Source organism: Aureispira sp. CCB-QB1 (assembly GCF_000724545.1).
In the GTDB taxonomy this organism is placed as follows: domain Bacteria; phylum Bacteroidota; class Bacteroidia; order Chitinophagales; family Saprospiraceae; genus Aureispira.
On sequence record NZ_JHBV01000008.1, the window covers coordinates 67,791 to 85,633 of the forward strand.

Genomic DNA, 17,843 nt, shown 5'->3' on the forward strand with positions numbered 1-17,843 from the left:
TTTAGTATATTGTTTAGCAATAGACTGAGAAGCACTAGAAGATCATTTCACTATGAAGCAACTATTACACCTTTTACTATTGTCTCTTCCCTTTGTGTCAATATTGGGACAGTCTCTTAATGCAAATTTTGAGTTCAAAAATCCTCAGCTTCAAAAAGATGTTTATCGTGCTGATTATGGGACAAAAGGTCTGTTGCTGACATTCGAGTATTTGTATACAAACACTAGTAGCCGTTTGACTTCTATTGTTCCTACTGTAACATTAGAAAAAAATGGAATGCAAGTTTATGCCAACGAAACAAAAATATTGGTTCTGTCTCATAATGTGTGGTCAACAGCGCAGGTCTTTATTCCTTATCGGGGCATCAATCTACTCAATGGCTTTCATGAAGGACTACAATTAAATATTACTTTAGAGAATTTGCTAGACTATGGAGGAACGTTGAGCATACAGCAACCGCTTCGGTATAAAGTAGAGATAAATCTCAAAGGTGCTGCTGTCAAAGAGCAATTGGTGCATTATGATGAAGGTTCTAATCCTAAAGAATGGCTCCCAGATGTGTATTACACCTTTACAACCAATGAAGGTTCAGAGCCTGTTTATCGTTCAGAAGTACAACATAATCAATATTCAATAGCACCTAAAAAACTGTCTTTCTATGTTTTGGAAGGAGAACAGTTGACATGGTCTTTTTATGATAGAGATGGTAGTAATGATTTGTTATTGGGAACTTATACGAAGCTAAATCCTAATGGTGAATACGTTGACAATGTTTACGGACAAATGTTTGGAAACATTAAAAACTTAGAATTTGACTATGCGCAACGTGCACAAGCTCGGCAGTCCATTTCAATTTATAGCGATCCCAATTATTTGTATAGTAAAAAAGAAGGGGTTGCCATTACGATCGAATATGATTTGGCAAAAGCTTACCAAGGTGAAAAAGCAACCATTCATCTAAATTGTTACGATAAAAATGGGATTCGTTTAGATGTGCCAGTGTTGTATCCTATAGAAGAAACACCCGCTGTAGATGCCAAGATAGATTTAAAGGTAAAGGGTAAGTTAAAATATTTTATTCCTTTTTATGTATGGAAAGAGGCTTGTAAAAATGTCGAATTTTATTTTGAATTGGATAATAAAGAGCAAATACAAGCTGCTCGCCATACGCTTTACAAGCCTATTCAGTTCGAGGATTGGGTGATAGATGCTGGGATGAAAGTAGAGCATGATTATAAGTATCAAGGTGCCAAGGGAATTCAGCTTCAAGTATATTATGAATTGCTCAATGTCTATGATAACGCTCCATTGTATGTGAAGTTTTATCAAGCTAATGGCGATGCTTTGACTTTTCCAGTTTATCATATCATGGGGGATGATTTATCAGCAGTTATAAAAAAAGAGCATATCACAGAAAATCCTAGAATAGCAGATAAGTTGTTTTACTTTATCCCTTATGCTAGCTTAACAGATGAAATAATAGCTGTTCAAGTAGATTTAGTCCCTGACGTGGCGATGAATATTTTACAAAAGTTTACAGAGCCATTGTCTAATCGTTCTCAAGGAACAGACGTGTCTTTAGAGTTGGTGAAAGCTGGAGAGCGATTTTGGTTGGAGAATTATGGACAGGTCATAGAGCTGAAGCTAGAAGTACCTACATTTTTTGTAAATAAAACGAAGTTAAAACTTGATATTCAAAAAAATGGAACTTCTTCTCAAGCTTTTCTTTTGGATGGGATGTTGACACACGAAAAAGATGATTTTATATTGACAAGAGACAGTGGACGTGTCTATGTCGTTTTTCCGCATAGAAATATAGTAGGCGGAACTCGTTTGTCATTAAATGCAGTGGTGACAGATCTGGAGGGGAATATCGTCATGAGTAATGCAGTGGAGTGGAAATGGCAGGCTCCTAATGAGTTATTTAACACAACAATTGAGGTTGCTCTAACAACCTGTAAGTTTGACCGAAAAATCATTCAAGATACTCTTCTAAACACAGATTTTCCGTGGAATTATGTGGTTGAAGCAGGAGGTGCTGTTTTGGTGGAAGAGACGTTGTCAAAAAAAATGGGCGCCAAAGAATTAAAAGAGCAATTTAAGCACAGAGTATTAGTTAATCGAGAAGATAACATTACGGTAAAAATTGTTGATACAAAAAGCAAAAAAGCCGTTGTGTTGTGGCATGGTGATTTGGGCAAATGGGAACAAGATAACTTTAAATTAGAGGTTACTAATAAATTTCCCCTAAAGTTGATCAAAGTAGGGGCAAAAGTAGACAAAAACTATAAAGCACATAAGGAAAATGGCGCATTGTAGTGCTTAGGTATTAATGATTTTGACATTGCTTTTTTTGCTACCTCTTACTTATTCAGTATAAAAAACAGACAATTTTTTATTCAAAACTTGCTTTTATAGTTTCGATGGCTTATAATTGTGACTGTGTAGTCATGTGACTATATAGTCATCTATGTTTAAATGTATAAAAAATGCCAAAACCAACATTTGAAAAATTGCCTTTAGATAAACGGGAAGCTTTTATAAAAGGATTTTTAGAAGAATTTGCTGCCAAAAATTACGACAAAGCGTCAGTTTCAGTTGTGGTCAAAAAGCTAAATATAGCCAAAGGTTCGGTTTATCAATACTTTGAAAACAAACTTGATTTGTACCTCTATTTAAAATCTCGTTGTGAAGAAACAAAAATGCATTATGTCTTGGGAATTAGACGAGCAGATTATCCTACATTTTGGGATTATTATAGAGCACAATACAAAGCAGGAATTCAATTTGATTTAGAACATCCACTAGAGAGTCGTTTCTTATATAGAATAGGAGAGAAAGAAACTTCTGAAGCTCTTCAGGATTATATGAAAGAATGGAAGCATCAAGCGATTCAGGCGTATATTAATGTTATTCAAGCAGAAGTTGATTTGGGACATTTCAGAAAAGATATTTCAGCAGAAGCAATGACTTACTTTTTGGTGTCGGTAAGCATGGGGATTGGTGATGTATTAAGGGATCGTTACCACATCGATTTTGATGGAAATATAAAGGATGGAAAACCTGTTTTTGCTTTGGACAAAGCAGCTTTGATGGAAGCTGTAGATGAGCAAATTGCTCTGTTAAAAGGAGCTTTAAACGCTAAAAATAATTGAATATGATAGCAGTAGAAAAACTTAGTTATAGTTACAAAGGAGCCAAGAGCTTTGCTTTGGATAACCTTAATTTTTCCATCGAGAGTGGAGAAATATTTGGTTTTTTAGGACCATCTGGTGCAGGAAAAAGTACGACTCAAAAGATTTTGTACAAAATCTTGACCGACTATCAGGGAGAGGTCTTAATAGATGGTGTATCTTTGGATACTTTGGGTAAAGACTATTATACTAGGATTGGTGTGGGGTTTGAACTGCCCAATCATTACATGAAATTGACCGCTAGAGAGAACTTAACCTTGTTCGGCTCTTTTTACCCAGAAGAAAAGCTACAAAAGTTGGAAACATTATTTGAAGCGGTTGGGATGGAAGAACATATCGACAAAAGAGTAGAGGATTATTCGAAAGGAATGAAAATGCGGTTAAATTTTATTCGGTCGATTATGCACAATCCTGATATTATCTTTTTTGACGAACCAACTTCAGGTTTAGACCCCATCAATGCACACAAAGTTAAAGAGCAAATAAAAAATCTAAAAGCGCAAGGAAAGACGATTTTTATTACTACTCATGATATGACGACGGCTGATGAATTGTGCGATCGAGTTTCCTTTATTGTTGATGGAAAAATTGTTTTGACAGATACGCCTTCTAATTTAAAGCACATTCACGGTAAAGAATGTATTCAAGTAACGATGAATAATTGGGAAAAGACAGAGTTTCCTGTGAAAAATATTGGGCACAATCAAATGTTTTTGGAGTTGATAAAAAGAGAAGATCTAATGAAAATAGAAACGTTAGAAGCTACTCTAGAGGAAGTATTTATTAAAGTAACGGGTACCAGTTTAAAAATCTAGAGACATGGACAACTTAAAACATTTGGCGGAGCAGTTAAAGTGGCAGTTTGTTATCTTACAGCGCAACAATTTGATCAATATAAGTGTCGGTGTAACAGTTCTATATGCCATCATTTTCTATATTTTCAAGGATTTTGCTTATATGGAAAAAGCATTAACATTGCTAGTTTATAACGACCCTAGTTTAATTGGGTTACTATTTTTTGGTTTGGCTGTTATTTTGGAAAAAAACCAGCAAGTATTGCCTGCTTTTTTAGTTACACCAATGAGTATTCACCATTATTTATTGTCAAGAACAATTGCTCTAACAATAATCGGTTGGTTTTGTGCTTTGGGAATGGTCGTTGCCGCTTTGGGCTTTTCATTTAACTGGTTGCACTGCTCAATGGGAGTAATTGGTATTTGTTTTATTTTTAGCTTGGCGGGTGTATTTTTAATTAGTTATACAAGTGAGTTTTTAAACTATATGCTGTTGTCTATTCCTGTTATGATGCTGTTAAGTTTACCTTTGTTAAATTATTACCATCTAACCGATATAGCTTGGTTCAAGCTGATTCCAACACAAGGAGCAACAGATTTGCTAATAAGTTCGTATGAAAGCCCCTTGGCGACTGGTGAATTGCTGTTCGCTTATGGTTCTACGATTTTTTGGATAGTTGTTCTTTACTGGGGAGCATTTAAGGTATTTTATAAATCTGTTCGGACTTAATTAAAGGGCAATCGCCTATTAAACAAAACGATTATGAGACAATTTTTAACTACCGCAGTCAACGATTTTAGGCTTATATTTAGAGATGCCTCTTTAAGAGTTTTCTTAGTAATGCCTCTTTTAATTTTATTAGTTGTCTGCTTTTTGTGCCCTTATTTGAAAGAAACGTATCCCGAAATAAGTGATTATGTTGTATATATCGTCATCATGTCTTGCACCCAAGCATCAACAATGTATGGATTTATATATAGCGTTGTGTTTTTGGATGAAAGGGATACTGAAGTAGCGAAAATGTATGGCATCTTACCCATCTCTAAAAATGGCTTTTTACTTACCCGATTATTAGCACCGTATTTATTATCTACGATTACAACATTCATTATTTTAATTCTACAGCCTTTATACAGCCTAAATCCTTTGGGAACTTTTTTATTTGCTGCTTTATTTGGCTTGTTGGCTCCTGTGCTGGCCTTGTCTGTAGCGGGATTGGCAAACAACAAAATAGAAGGTATGACTTGGTTCAAAGGACTTAATTTAGTGGTTAGTTTGCCCTTAGCTGCCTTTTTTGTGCCAGATTATAAATATGCTTTTTCTTTTATTCCTACATTTTGGGCTTATACAGGAATGTATGAGCTGATCATCGAAGGAAGCTATATGTTGTTTTTAATCGTAGGATTTGTATTTACATCAATTACTTTAGGAGCTTTGATGCGTTTTTTTATAAAACGACATTTTACTTAGAAGTAGTTTATTTTTTCATATATTGCAACCGTTAAAATACAAAAATATAGATGATATATGAAATTATTAAAGGCTATTGAGGAATTGGAATCCTATGTAGATAAAGCATCTTTGGTTAATGAAAAAATTTCCAAGTCTACGATTGGATGGCAAATAGGACATACGTTAAAAGTGATCTATGGAGTCGCAAAGACAGTTGAAAAATCCGATCCCAAGAAGTATAAGCGAAAGTTCAATCTTACACGCACAATTATCTTTTTGACCAATAAAATACCTAGAGGAAAGGGAAAATCTCCCAAGACCGTTCGTCCAAAAGAAGAGGAAATGACTAAAGAAGCTTTGCTAAATTTGATGCAAGAATGCAAAGAAGCTTTAAGATCGATGCAAAATGTAGCTCCTAATGCGTATTTTGATCATCCTTATTTTGGTTTATTGAATAAAAATCAAGCGTTTCGTTTCTTGGAAATTCATACAGAACATCATTTGAAAATTATTCGAGATATTACACGTTCGTAAGAGTTAAAGGATTAGGTCTTTTTCTATTAATAGTTTGTCTTAGTAAGCGGTCAAAGGATTTAATTCCTTGATATTGATTAGTTGTTTAAGATGTAGTGTTTTTGTTTTTTTTGTGAATTGCTTGGTTGAAAAAAACTTTCATCATATATCCAAACGAAAGTCCAGCAACCATCCAGATAATAAATTCCACCAACAAGGTACCAAAGCTAATGGTTTGAATATTGAAAACAGACATTAAAACAAACATACAAAGCCCCCAACTTAATCCTGATTTTATCCAATTCTTTTTACCAAATAAGTTGGGAACCTGTTCAATGTTTATATTTTCATAGCGTTTAGGCTGTTTTTCTAACCATTTGGCTTTTAAGTAGCTTCTGAACCAACCCCAAATAGGAAATGTGATAAGGAGGGTTAAAAAACTTAGCCCATTTATCAAACAAGGGATTATATTGCCGCAGTTTTTGCAGTAAAGCCCAAACCAATTTTTAAAGGCAGTGCCATTTTCTATAGACCAAGTCCTACCATCATGAAGTGTTTCACAGTGAGGACAGGGGACAAAACTTCTTTCAAATCTAGGTTTATCAATTGTCTTATCTTCTAGGGTAACTTTAGGCATTCGTTGCCCTAAAATTAATTCATTAAAAGCAAGACCTGGGTTTAGAATCCAATGCAAAACCATCCAATTTTTCCAATCGTAAACTTTGTATTTTACCTTATCGTATTTCATCTCATGTTGTTTTAGTAGGGTTAGTGTATAGTACAATATTAGACGATTTTTTTTACAAATTAAAATTTTTAGTATTGAGTTTATTATTGTGCTCTCCAATAGCGGCTACGATAGCGACTTCTAGGTTGGTAAAACATACTATCAGATTGTAATCTATAGGTTAGACCAATGTTTAAGCCAACCATTAAACCGTGTGTATGATGGCGAACCAAAATGTAATTGTTGGGCGTAACTGCACGAAAATCAGCAGGGAAATATTGAGGTGCACTTTCTCCTTCTAAATTGGTTAAAGAGCTTTCAAAATGCGCTAAAATAAGTAAATCAAACAATTCGCTCAGTTGGATTTTGACACCCAAATCAATAGATACGCCAAAGACAAAGCTGTTAAAAATGTTTAAGGGCTGTTCGGTACTGCCGTACTGATTTCTATAATCTATTTTTTTATCCGAACGTCCTGAATTGAAAGGATATTTAGTTCGTCCTCTTGCCGTTATTAAAGCATCTAAATGTGGTCCCAAGCGCATGAAAAATTGAACAGGAGCATTAGGTGAGCTGCTAATTCTAAACAAAAGTGGAAGTCTAATATAGGTTAAGGCTCTAAAGCTTGTTTCTTGCAATATTTTTAACTGCTTAGCAGTAGTCGTTTGGACGTAGTTTTGTTGTAAATAAGTAAACCCCAATCCTGTTGCAATGCCTAGAGTTTTACTAAAATTATGACCAACTGTTACCAAACTAGTGTTTCCAATACTAGTTCTAGAAAGTATAGAGGCTTCTTGTTGATCATTTTGATTGAGTATAAATGAAAAATTGATGCTATTGTTAATAGTTAGCTCTAAACCTTTTTGAGAAAATGAAAAAAAAGGGTAGCTAAAAGCACAAATGACTAAAAATAAAATACGCATAAGCAGGACGTTTGGTGTGAAATTACTTTGTAGTTTTTTTTTATTCTTATGAGAAAAATCAAAAATCCACGAAGCATCAGTGTAAAATAGTAGTTGTTTTATGCTTCAATTATTAGAAGATAAAACTCGGTACCTGCTCTCTCAGTTTGTATTATTCTGAAGAGAATAGTATACCTACCTTACTATAATAAACGAATCCTACTCTAGAGGCAAGTTCAAAAAAATCAATTTATCAAAATAAAAAGGGTTGTTTTTTTTGTGAAAGGCTTGATAACAAGGTGTTAAAGCCTGTGAATTCCCCAAAAAAAACAACCCTTTTGCTTAAAAGATATTATAATTGGACTAGTATTAGCTAAGCAGAGCAGCAACGTGTTTTTCGTTTGGAACATAAGTTGCCCACTCGATTGGTAAGTGTATTCCTTGCGTTTGTAAGGCTTGAACACGATAAAGATAAGCAGCGCCTTCCATGATATGCCCAGCAATATCGGCTGCTGTACGATTTTCGTAGGCCTCCAAATAAGTACCTTTTGCCCAATCATTAAAAGCACCCATTGCAGGACCACACCAGATTTGCATATCACTTACTCGCTCTTTGATACCTGCGTTTGCCCAGTTTGAAGACAAGCCTAAGTACCAACGGAAAATTAAAGCCATTTTTCGTTTAGGATTGTTTTGAGCTCGTTCAATTTGATGAGGGTCACGCTCTTGAAAGAACTCAATACAACCTTGCCAAACCTCTTCCAAAGGCTTTCTAAATGTCTGTTTTTCTAGTTTTTCTCGTTCTGCTGCTGGAATATCATCAATAGATTCATACTTCATATAATATTCATACAATTTTTTGGCTCTAGGACCGAACAAAGTACCACGTTTCAGAACTTGTAGTTCAACCCCCATTTCAAACATATCAGAAGCAGGAGCCATCATGACATCCGTTTGAGAGACATTAGCCAATAATTTGCGCACATGCTCAGACGTTCCAGCTTCTACACAAGCTTGATTTACAGAACCAGTTACAATATAAGCAGCTCCCATCATAAATGCAGATAAGGCAGATTCAGGAGTAGAAATTCCACCAGCTGCTCCAACACGAATGGCTGTCTTGAATTGATGGATTAATTGCAATTCATCACGCAAACGAATGATAGAAGGCAACAAAGCAACCAGTGGACGATTGTCGGTATGTCCGCCAGAATCTGCTTCAACGGTAATGTCATCAGCCATAGGAACTTTAGCTGCCAATTCTGCTTGTAGAGTTGTGATTTTTCCAGCTGCCAACAATTTATCTAGATATTTTTTAGGAGCGGGTTGCATAAAGTGCTTTGCCACTTCTTTGCGTGAAATTTTGGCGATGACGCGATTGTTGATAACCACATTTCCCTCTGCATCTTGTGTCAAACCAGCTACACGATAGTGTACAATATTGATCGTTAAGTTTAAGAAAGCAGAAGCCTCTACAACTTGTACACCTCTAGCTAAAAAATGCTTAACAGCACCTTCTTCCAAAGCAGGCTCATTAGGACTGTGGATTAAGTTAAACGCATAATGTTCTTTTTTTAAGGCATCTTGTATTGTATTAATAGCTTGTTCTACTCGATTAGGAACCAAGCCTGCTGCCCCAAAAGATCCCAATAATCCAGCCTTGCCCATTGCAATAACCAAAGCCTCAGAGGCAATCCCATTTGCCATAGCTCCTGTTTTATAAGCGTACTTTAGTTGGTAATCTCTTCTAAAGGTAGGATCTCCCAATTGTTGAGCAGTCATAGGAGCTACCATACCTAAAACTTGTAGACCATTACCATTGGTGGTCAATTCCCCTGCATTGGCTACTCCAATTCTATCTGCATGATCTAAAACAACAAAACAGTTGTCGCTTGTGTTTTTTAGCTTTTGCTCCATGCCAGCAGCATCAAAGGAAATTGCTCTAGGAGAGCCTTTCCAATACAATTTTTGCTTTATTCCTGTGAAGTTAATCATCTTGTTGTATTTAATTTTAAGTATGTATTTGCATTCGTCAACTAGTGTCAAAGAATGTGTTTTTTTAATAATTTTTTGAATGTTTTAACATAAGCATCTACTTCCTTCTTAGAAGATACATGGCCATCATAGCACAGTCCAATTCGCATCTTATTGTTGTAAGTATAAACACTAATATAGTGCTCAATTGTCATTGCAGAAGATACCACAACAGGAAGATAGTGCTTGACATGATATTTTTTTGTCTGATCAAAATTTAAGCGACCATAATTGGTTAGAATAAAAGCGGTGTTAATCCGAGTTAAATCTAGTTTTTTGATCAATTTTTGAATGAACCAATCGTTACGAATATTGTATTTGTTCAAATTAGCAATATCAATAAAACTTGGGCTAATGCCTTCCATACTGATAACCCCAAACAAATCAGGAGAGTCAAACCATTGACTTATCTTTTGTTGCAGTCCTCCTGCAAAAGCTTTGAAGGGGATTTGAGTGTTTTTAGGCAAGTCAAATTTCATAGAACTCACGTAAAGTCCCATATTGTGCCCAGGGTCTACTTTTAGCTTTTTTCGAAGATTGACAGTAACAATATAATTGTAAACCGAAGGGTATTTTTTAGGGAGATCAGCCCTTGTATACAAGAACAATGTTGCCAAAAAAGTATTGACAGAATAAGCATTTTGCTTGCAATGCTGAACAAGCTTTGTTGTTTCTTCTTCTGTTAACTCTTCTATCCACAAGCTCGTTTTTCGATTTTCCCAATAATTGGCATACATCGTATCAATCATATCTTGAGTGAGCAAAAAATCTTTTTTGCCTAACAAGCGATTGACGAGAGACATCGCCCAATCTAGCGACTTTGGGGCTGCGGTTTCTGGGATCAACTCTTTTAAAATGCCTACAGGTCGGAGAGGCGCAAGTGCATCTCCATTTAAGACAGCAATTAAGTCATGCAAGATATGATTCAAAGAAATCCCATCACAAATAGCATGATTAGCAACCACAATCAAATCACTATAACCACGGTGTTGATTTAAGACAAAATGTATTAGAACGTTTTCGTTAAGTCGATGAACTGTTTGTAAATTTTCCTGCGCCAAAGTGGTATAAGAAACATCTTCATAGACTTTAATGATGGGGGTTGCTGTTGGCTTAAAAACAAGATAAACATCATTTTTTTGATCAACAGTAGGAACCATCTGAAGAACAGGTTGCTGTTCAAGAATGGGAATCAAGGCTTGGCTTAGTTGTTCTTTGGTAACCAGAGTATTTAATTCAATTCCTGTAACAATATTAGCATTGGGAGAAGAAATAAAAAAACGGGTGATACCAGATAGTTTTATCTTCATAGGTGAATACCTGTAATAATCAGTAATATATTTTTTAAAACCACCTTACAATAAGCAAACAAGGAACACAAAGGAATGCATTATTGTAAGATGGTTTAATATATACCATTAAGCCTCTTTAATACCTAGTGCTAAATCAGTCACTTGATAAATACGAGTACCCTCATTCCAAAGATAAGCATCGCCAATAATGGCAAGGGTGTCGCCACGTTTTTCAATGGTTTTGAAATGTACCTCACAATGCATATTTTCTACGCCTAACAAAATTTGCCCACGATATTTCCAGACAGTTTTGTGATGATCTAATTGCACAAATTTAGGAGATTTAAATGCTTTACCCAAGTTTTGTTGCAAAGCAAATGTTTGCATAGCTTGCAGAATCGCTTCAACTCCCAGAGAACCAGGCATAACAGGATCTTGATAGAAGTGACAGGTAAAGAACCAATCGTATGTATTAACAATTTTGCTAGCGTGGATATAGCCTTTGCCATATTCTCCGCCATCTTTGACAATTTTTAGCTTATCTAATAATAACAATTGATCACCTGCCAAGCGATAATGAGGTTTGTCTGCTGGCGCTTTGAATAGTTTCATCTTGCCATATAACGAATCTAAATTGATAGAGACATAATCTTTAGGTTGCAAATTTTGACTTACATACCAAGCAGGAACTTCTACGCCATTATCTAAGCCAACTTGTTGTGCTAAAGCTTCGCCAGGGAAGAATCCAAAAGATGATTTTCCCTTATAAAAGACTTGACCATCAATACTTAATTCGAAGGTGTAGTTTTGTAGGACAGTGCCACCCAATGCAACGGAAGAAACCAATATCGATTTGTTATGAATTGTTTTTCCTCTCCAATCTGTTCCAAAAGGCAAATCGAACATTTCTCCTGTACCATCTAAATTACGGAAGAATAGATTTTTGTCAGAAAAAGGTAACGTAGAACCCAAATAAGCTCCCAATAGACCACAAGGTTGCAAGGCTATTTCCATCAAAACAGAGTAGGGCATCGTTGCCGTAGAGTTCTGCTCATAATACCATGCATCTACAGGAACATCGTATTCTGCGTAAATAGTAGATGGTTTTTTGAAATTCAAGCGTTCGCCATCGATTTTTAAAACTCTAGAAATAAGCTGTAAATCTGTGTTGGGCTGACGAGAAACCGTTCTACCATCGTAACAAGCAAAATCAGGACCAAAGGCTTTGGATAAATTATCTAGTGCGAAGGTCGTAATGTCCAATTCATTCAATAGGGCATCTTTGGAACGTGGAGAAATTTGGACACCGGCTTCTTTTTCCAAATATTTGGGGTTGTCTTTTTCTCTCAGTTGCAAACCTAAATTCTCAAAATGTACCGTAATAACACCATTAGAAATAATCTCTAAGTCAGCAATGACATAAGGATTAGGAACTAAGCCAATTTCTTTTACTTCTAATTTGTAAATCAATTTGGTATCTTTTCCTGGAACAACTTGCTTGCGGCAACGAACCTTTTGTGGCAAATCAAAGATAGGTTGATAACGAGCATCTTTGGTTAATCGTTGCAATCCAAGCATCAACATAAAGAAACGCAATAAATTTCCACCTCCTTCGGCTTGCAAAGAACCTGCTAATACTTCATCATCACGGAAATGACAAGGGAAGTACCAATCGGTAGGACTCAAATCTTTTTCTGCCACAATACTTCCAAGCCCATAGGCACCACCTTCTAAATCTACAGAAGTAATTCGGTCTAGCATCAAAATTTCCTCAGGAGGCAAGCACAGAGATTTATTTCTCCCATTAGCATAATAAGAGACATTGCCAAAACATTTTTCAATATCGCCGTTGATTAGATGACGCAAATCTTCTTTCGAAAAACTTGTTTTTGTTGTGTTGAGTAATGGCGTAAATTTAGGTTTTCTAGCATTTACTTTTGCTTCTAACTCTTCTTTGCTATAAACAACACCCAAACCTTCTTCTAGCTGCTCATCTGTGAAGAAACCAGCACAACCATTGCGCATTTTTAAAACCAAACGATCTTCAACGTAACAATTGTAACTAAAGAAGAAGAGTAGATTGTCGCCATTTCTAACAAAAGAATTGATAGAAATGTCATAACGTAGAGTTTGTCCTTCAAAAGGCAAATCATCGACGAAGGTTAAGGTGCAATCCAACAAACGATAGACCAAATTGCCTTTGTTCTCAAAATCAATTCCTAAATAAGAAATCAATAATAAATCGCATTGCCCCGATTCAACAGAAACAGCCCAAGGAATTTGACCGTCTGTTGTAAACCAAGCATTGTAAGGAATATCGTACTCGGTTTGCATTGTAGAAGGCTTAAATTCGCCTTTCTTTGCGTTCAAACCCGTTACTCTACTGACCAATAGATAAGGATCCATTGGTAGCATCACGCGTCGGCTATAGGTGTCAATAATATCATACTCAGGACCAAATACTTTTCCAATTTTTCCTGTAGCAAATTCTTGTAAATCTTCTTGCGAAAAGACAATAGTCTTTCCTTTTAAATGTTCTCCAGAGCTAAAATCTTGAAGTGACAAACCATTTTCACCAACTTTTGGATTTGAGGTTTTGTTGTTTGTTGTTTCAACTGTTTTTGTTTCCAAGGCGACGACTGATTTTTTTGTCTCAGCGGTGTACTGAGCACTAGGTATTGAAATATTTTTTTGTTCTATTGGACTCGTAACGGTAGCGCTAGAGGTGACAAAAGTAGCTTCTGTAGCTGCTGTTGCGAGGGCTAAGGCAGGTTCTTTTCGCTTATTTTGAGATGGTAAATTTGCAAAAGTAGCTTTGTTAGAGTCACTGAGCAAGACATCAAAAATACGCTTTCCACCTGTAATAATTTTTTTCTTAAAGGAACGAGGCTCTGCTTTTAGAGACACGTGTTTGTACAAAATGTCCAAATCCAGCTCTACGCCATGGCTCAGTAGTTGCGCAATCGCTTCCATAATATTCTGAGCTTCAGATTTGCCTTTTTTGTTCATGCTAAGTGCCAAATGTTCTTGACCTTTTAAATTCTCTTTGATCCAATTGGTACAAGTGGCATTGGCGCCTAATTCTATAAAAATCCGAGCTCCTCTATCGTAGATTGTTGCGACCGATTTGGGAAAATCGACGGCTTGGCAACAAACCTGTGTGGAGTTTTCGGCAATTTTTTGACTGTCAAAAGGAAGAGGCTTTGCATTAATACTAGAGTAGAAATCAATAGTAGGTTGTTGATCCAAAGGAAAACGGTGCATTTCTATCAATTCATCGTATACCAAGTTGCAAAAATCGTGGTGAATGACATTTTGAAAAGGAACTTCAACAGAAGGACAAGACAATTGTTCTACAATAGACAAACAAACACTTTTTTCTCCAGAAATAACTAATTCGTTATTGGTATTAATAAAACTAACATAAGCATTGTCATAACGAGCTACCAAGCCTTCTACTTTTTCTCTAGGAGCCAAAACGATTAAGCTAATCCATCGTTGACGAGCCTCTTCAGGACTAATGTTCCAGACTTTTGCAATGAGATTGAGATCACCAGCTAACTCTGTTAAAAATAAATTAGAATTTCTAAACGTAGCCGTACGATCAGGACTCCAGACATCCAAAGAATACCACATACTTGCTGATTCTCCCATGCTGTACCCTAAAGCCATTTTGGGTTCTAACTTGAAATAAGAGCGCAGTATATAGGTATAAATAGCAGAAGAGAAAACACCAGCCGACATCATGCCTACAGCATCTTTGTGAATGTTGGGTGCTTCGTCTGTGATGCTTTGCGTTTGTGGGTGCAGGTACTTCGTCCCCACAAAATCAGCCATATTAGGCACCTTTGCTTCAAAATGAGTATGCAACTGAGGGAAAAGTTGAAAAATATCTTGCCCCAACCCTTGGTAAGCAGTAGCCGATCCTGGATAGACAAAGGCAACACTTCCTTTTTGAGCCAAAGGATTTCCTGTAAAGTAAGATCCCTTTGGTGTTTTAATTTCTTTGCCCTGAGCAATCGCATTTTTTAAGCCTTTTTGAAGGAACTTTATTTCTTGTAACAATTGCTTTTTATTATTGGCAACAACCGCCATACAATAGGTTGTTTTTTGCTGCTTTGCAGCTTGATAAAATTGCGCCGCAATTTGTACCAATGTTTTTTTACTGTCTTCAACCGTTGTTTTGAGATGGGTGATTTGATGCTCTAACTCTGTTTCGTTATTTCCCTTCAAAATAACCACGCTTGCAATGCGCCCGTGCGTCAAAGGTGTTTCTTTTACTTCATAATTGTTGGCTTCCACCATTTGAATTTGTAAGCCATCTAAGCCATTAATAGCAGCTCTGCGTTTGTCAATGCTATCATTCAAGAGCCAAGGTCGAGATTGACTTGGAAAATAATAATTAGTAGTAGCAAACTCTTCTGAAAATTTGGGTGCTTTCCAATTAGGAATGCCAGGTATAAAGCGGTGGTGGAGGCACAAAGCTGTTTTTATCAAACTTGCAATGCCAGAAGCAGCACAAGTATTCCCAATATTAGCTTTAACAGACCCCAAGGCAACAGGTTGCGCTTGCTCTGTTTGCAAGAGTTGTAGTATTTCTTGATTATCTTGTGTCGAAATGCCGCTGGCGACAACTTCTTGGTAGCCTACATTTAGATTGTTTGTTGCTTGTCCAATAGAATCAATGGTAGCGTAAACTTTATCTTCTTGAGCATCTTCACTGCGTTTTAAGACGATGGCGCCTGCCCCTTCTCCGACTAGCCAGCCGTGATCATCTTGGTTAAAACTAAGGCTCGGTTTGTCTATTGTATTAACAGGCGATTTTTGGTTGCGAAGTAAGACATTCTCTAAGCCACCACAAAAATCTACACCACCAACTACTACGGCATCTACTTCACCTAAAGACAGCATATTTTGAGCAACTTCTAAGGCTTTAAAGACAGAGTTTTCGCCACAAGAAACGGTAAAGGCTGGACCAGAAAAGTCCCATAATGCCGCAATTCTACTAGCCATGATATTACCTACAAAACTGGTGTGTTGGCTAGGTGTTTGTCCTCCCTCACGGAAATAAATAGCATTTTTGCAGCTTTCCTTTAATTGTTTTTTATTTTCCTCATCCAAAGAAATATTGCTATTTTTTAATGCTTGTTCTAATTGCCAAGTACTATCCCAACGAGCAAGGTAATGGTGAATAGCCAACTCTGATTCCATGGCAATCAATACAGCGATATTTTGGCTTTCTTGAATTCCTGCATCTTGCAAAGCCTTATCGGCTACACTTAGAATTAAAGCCTGTTGAGGCTCTAATGTTTCTGCTTCTTTGGGCTGAATTTTATAACGCAATAGGTCTATTTCAAATGCATTGATATAAGCCCCTTTAGGAGCTTTGCCGTTTTCAAAACCGTAATCTTTAAGCAATGCCTCGTTGGCATCAAATCCTTTCCAACGTTCGGAGGGTAGTTCTCTAAAATGCTGTTTACCATTGTAAATTGTAGCATAGAAGTCTTCTAGGTTGGTACAATCCCCAAAGTAGGCTTCCATTCCGACAATAGACATAGGAACGGGGGGTATAGGACTAGAGTTAGTTTCTTTTTGTCCTTCATAGGTTTGAATAACCATATGGGCATTGGTGCCACCAAAACCAAAGGAATTGATCCCTGCTTGATTGCCTTTCCAAGGCGTTGTTTCGGTAATAATGTGCTTATCCTGAATCCATTGGTTGTCGGCTTGAACAGCTTGTGTCAAGTTGACATTAGGAGGGATAAAACCTTTTTTCATCGAAAGCAAAACTTTAAACAAGCCCGTCATTCCTGCTGCCGTTAGCAAGTGCCCCATATTGGATTTGACAGAACCCAATAAAGGATGCGTATCATGCTGCTTAAAGAAGTTGGAAATAGAGTTCATTTCTGTGACATCTCCAAGTGGCGTTCCTGTTGCATGACATTCCAAATAACTAGTATTTTGAGGCAAAACATCATCCAATAGATAGGCGCGTTCAAAGGCTAAATTTTGTCCTTTTGGATTAGGACTTAACAAAAATTTTCCTCGTCCATCATTGGACAAGCCAATACCACCAATAACGCCCAAAATTTGGTCGCCGTCTCTTTGAGCATCTTCCAATCGTTTTAAAACAACAATACCAGCTCCCTCTGATGACACTAAACCGCCAGAGTTTTTGTCCAATGGTGCAAATTTTTGATCGTGTGGGGCATAGGCATGAAAGATAGAAAAACCCATATGGATGAACAATTGGTCAGAACCACAAACAGCCCCAGCCAACATTAAATCCGTTTTACCTGTTACCAAATCATCACAAGCTAGTTTGATTGCATACAAAGAAGTGGCACAAGCCGCATCTAAGGCATAATGCCCACCACCCAAACCCAAACCTTTGACCACCATTTCGGATGGGGTATAGGTGAGAACTTCGTTGTTAGGAGGCGGGAAGTTGTTGGCAGGAATTTTGAAATTTTTATCGTGCAGCAGCTCTTGAAGTGCTTTTTCAGTTGTTTTGGTATAAACGTCTGATAATAATCTATGTGAAGAGCCAGTAGGAAACGATAAATTTCCTAGAATCAAACCACATTTTTCTAAAACAGTTTTGTTATTATAATAACCACTGTCTTTCAAAGCTTCTTTGGCAACATAGAGCGACCATTGATACAACTTATCTTGTTGGGCTACAAAATTGGCTGAGAGTTCATATCCATTCGGATCAAAATCAAAATTTCGGATATAGCCACCTCGCAAAGAATAACATTTGTCAACAATCCCTTTGCCCGATTGGTAAAAATGATCGGGGACAACTCCAAAGTCTTCTTCGTTGGCAAACTCAATTAAATTTTTTTCACCGACCAAGTTATCCCAAAACTCTTCGTTAGTAGAAGAACCTGGAAATAAACCTGACATTCCTATAATTGCTATTTTCATATA

The 17,843-nt window shown here is 36.7% G+C and carries 11 protein-coding genes; 6 read left to right on the forward strand and 5 right to left on the reverse strand.

Annotated elements, in window-relative coordinates; translation table 11 throughout:
- The first annotated feature begins 52 nt into the window (after positions 1 to 52).
- From CG11_RS03385 to CG11_RS03410, 6 genes are all read left to right on the forward strand, one after another.
- Complete coding sequence (locus CG11_RS03385; RefSeq protein WP_052593141.1) at positions 53 to 2,320, forward strand: hypothetical protein; 2,268 nt, start codon at positions 53 to 55, stop codon at positions 2,318 to 2,320.
- A 170-nt stretch (positions 2,321 to 2,490) separates the two neighbouring features.
- The gene (locus CG11_RS03390; protein ID WP_052593144.1) at positions 2,491 to 3,156 is read left to right on the forward strand and encodes a TetR/AcrR family transcriptional regulator; all 666 of its coding nucleotides are present in this window, start codon (positions 2,491 to 2,493) and stop codon (positions 3,154 to 3,156) included.
- Positions 3,157 to 3,158: 2 nt separating this feature from the next.
- Positions 3,159 to 4,010 (forward strand): ABC transporter ATP-binding protein, encoded by an 852-nt coding sequence (locus tag CG11_RS03395; protein WP_052593145.1) that lies wholly within the window; start codon positions 3,159 to 3,161, stop codon positions 4,008 to 4,010.
- Positions 4,011 to 4,014: 4 nt separating this feature from the next.
- On the forward strand, positions 4,015 to 4,719 hold the full coding sequence (locus CG11_RS03400) for a hypothetical protein (RefSeq protein WP_052593147.1): 705 nt from the start codon (positions 4,015 to 4,017) through the stop codon (positions 4,717 to 4,719).
- A gap of 33 nt (positions 4,720 to 4,752) precedes the next feature.
- Positions 4,753 to 5,460: a hypothetical protein gene (locus tag CG11_RS03405; RefSeq protein WP_052593148.1), complete on the forward strand. Its 708-nt coding sequence runs from the start codon at positions 4,753 to 4,755 to the stop codon at positions 5,458 to 5,460.
- Positions 5,461 to 5,517: 57 nt separating this feature from the next.
- Positions 5,518 to 5,976, forward strand: a complete 459-nt coding sequence (locus tag CG11_RS03410; protein WP_052593150.1) for a DinB family protein — start codon at positions 5,518 to 5,520, stop codon at positions 5,974 to 5,976.
- An 85-nt stretch (positions 5,977 to 6,061) separates the two neighbouring features.
- On the opposite strand, the gene CG11_RS03415 is transcribed toward CG11_RS03410, so the two are convergent.
- The 5 genes from CG11_RS03415 to CG11_RS03435 form a co-directional block, all read right to left on the reverse strand.
- Positions 6,062 to 6,703, reverse strand: a complete 642-nt coding sequence (locus CG11_RS03415) for a hypothetical protein (RefSeq protein ID WP_052593152.1) — start codon at positions 6,701 to 6,703, stop codon at positions 6,062 to 6,064.
- An 83-nt stretch (positions 6,704 to 6,786) separates the two neighbouring features.
- Positions 6,787 to 7,605, reverse strand: coding sequence for an outer membrane beta-barrel protein (locus CG11_RS03420; protein WP_052593154.1), 819 nt, complete (start codon positions 7,603 to 7,605; stop codon positions 6,787 to 6,789).
- A 348-nt stretch (positions 7,606 to 7,953) separates the two neighbouring features.
- Positions 7,954 to 9,579 carry a PfaD family polyunsaturated fatty acid/polyketide biosynthesis protein gene (locus CG11_RS03425; RefSeq protein ID WP_052593156.1) on the reverse strand — a complete coding sequence of 542 codons (1,626 nt, stop codon included), beginning with the start codon at positions 9,577 to 9,579 and terminating at the stop codon, positions 7,954 to 7,956.
- Between the two features lie 47 nt (positions 9,580 to 9,626).
- Positions 9,627 to 10,928, reverse strand: a complete 1,302-nt coding sequence (locus CG11_RS03430) for a hypothetical protein (protein WP_052593158.1) — start codon at positions 10,926 to 10,928, stop codon at positions 9,627 to 9,629.
- 108 nt (positions 10,929 to 11,036) lie between these two features.
- On the reverse strand, positions 11,037 to 17,840 hold the full coding sequence (locus tag CG11_RS03435) for a PfaB family protein (RefSeq protein ID WP_052593160.1): 6,804 nt from the start codon (positions 17,838 to 17,840) through the stop codon (positions 11,037 to 11,039).
- Between the last annotated feature and the right edge of the window lie 3 nt (positions 17,841 to 17,843).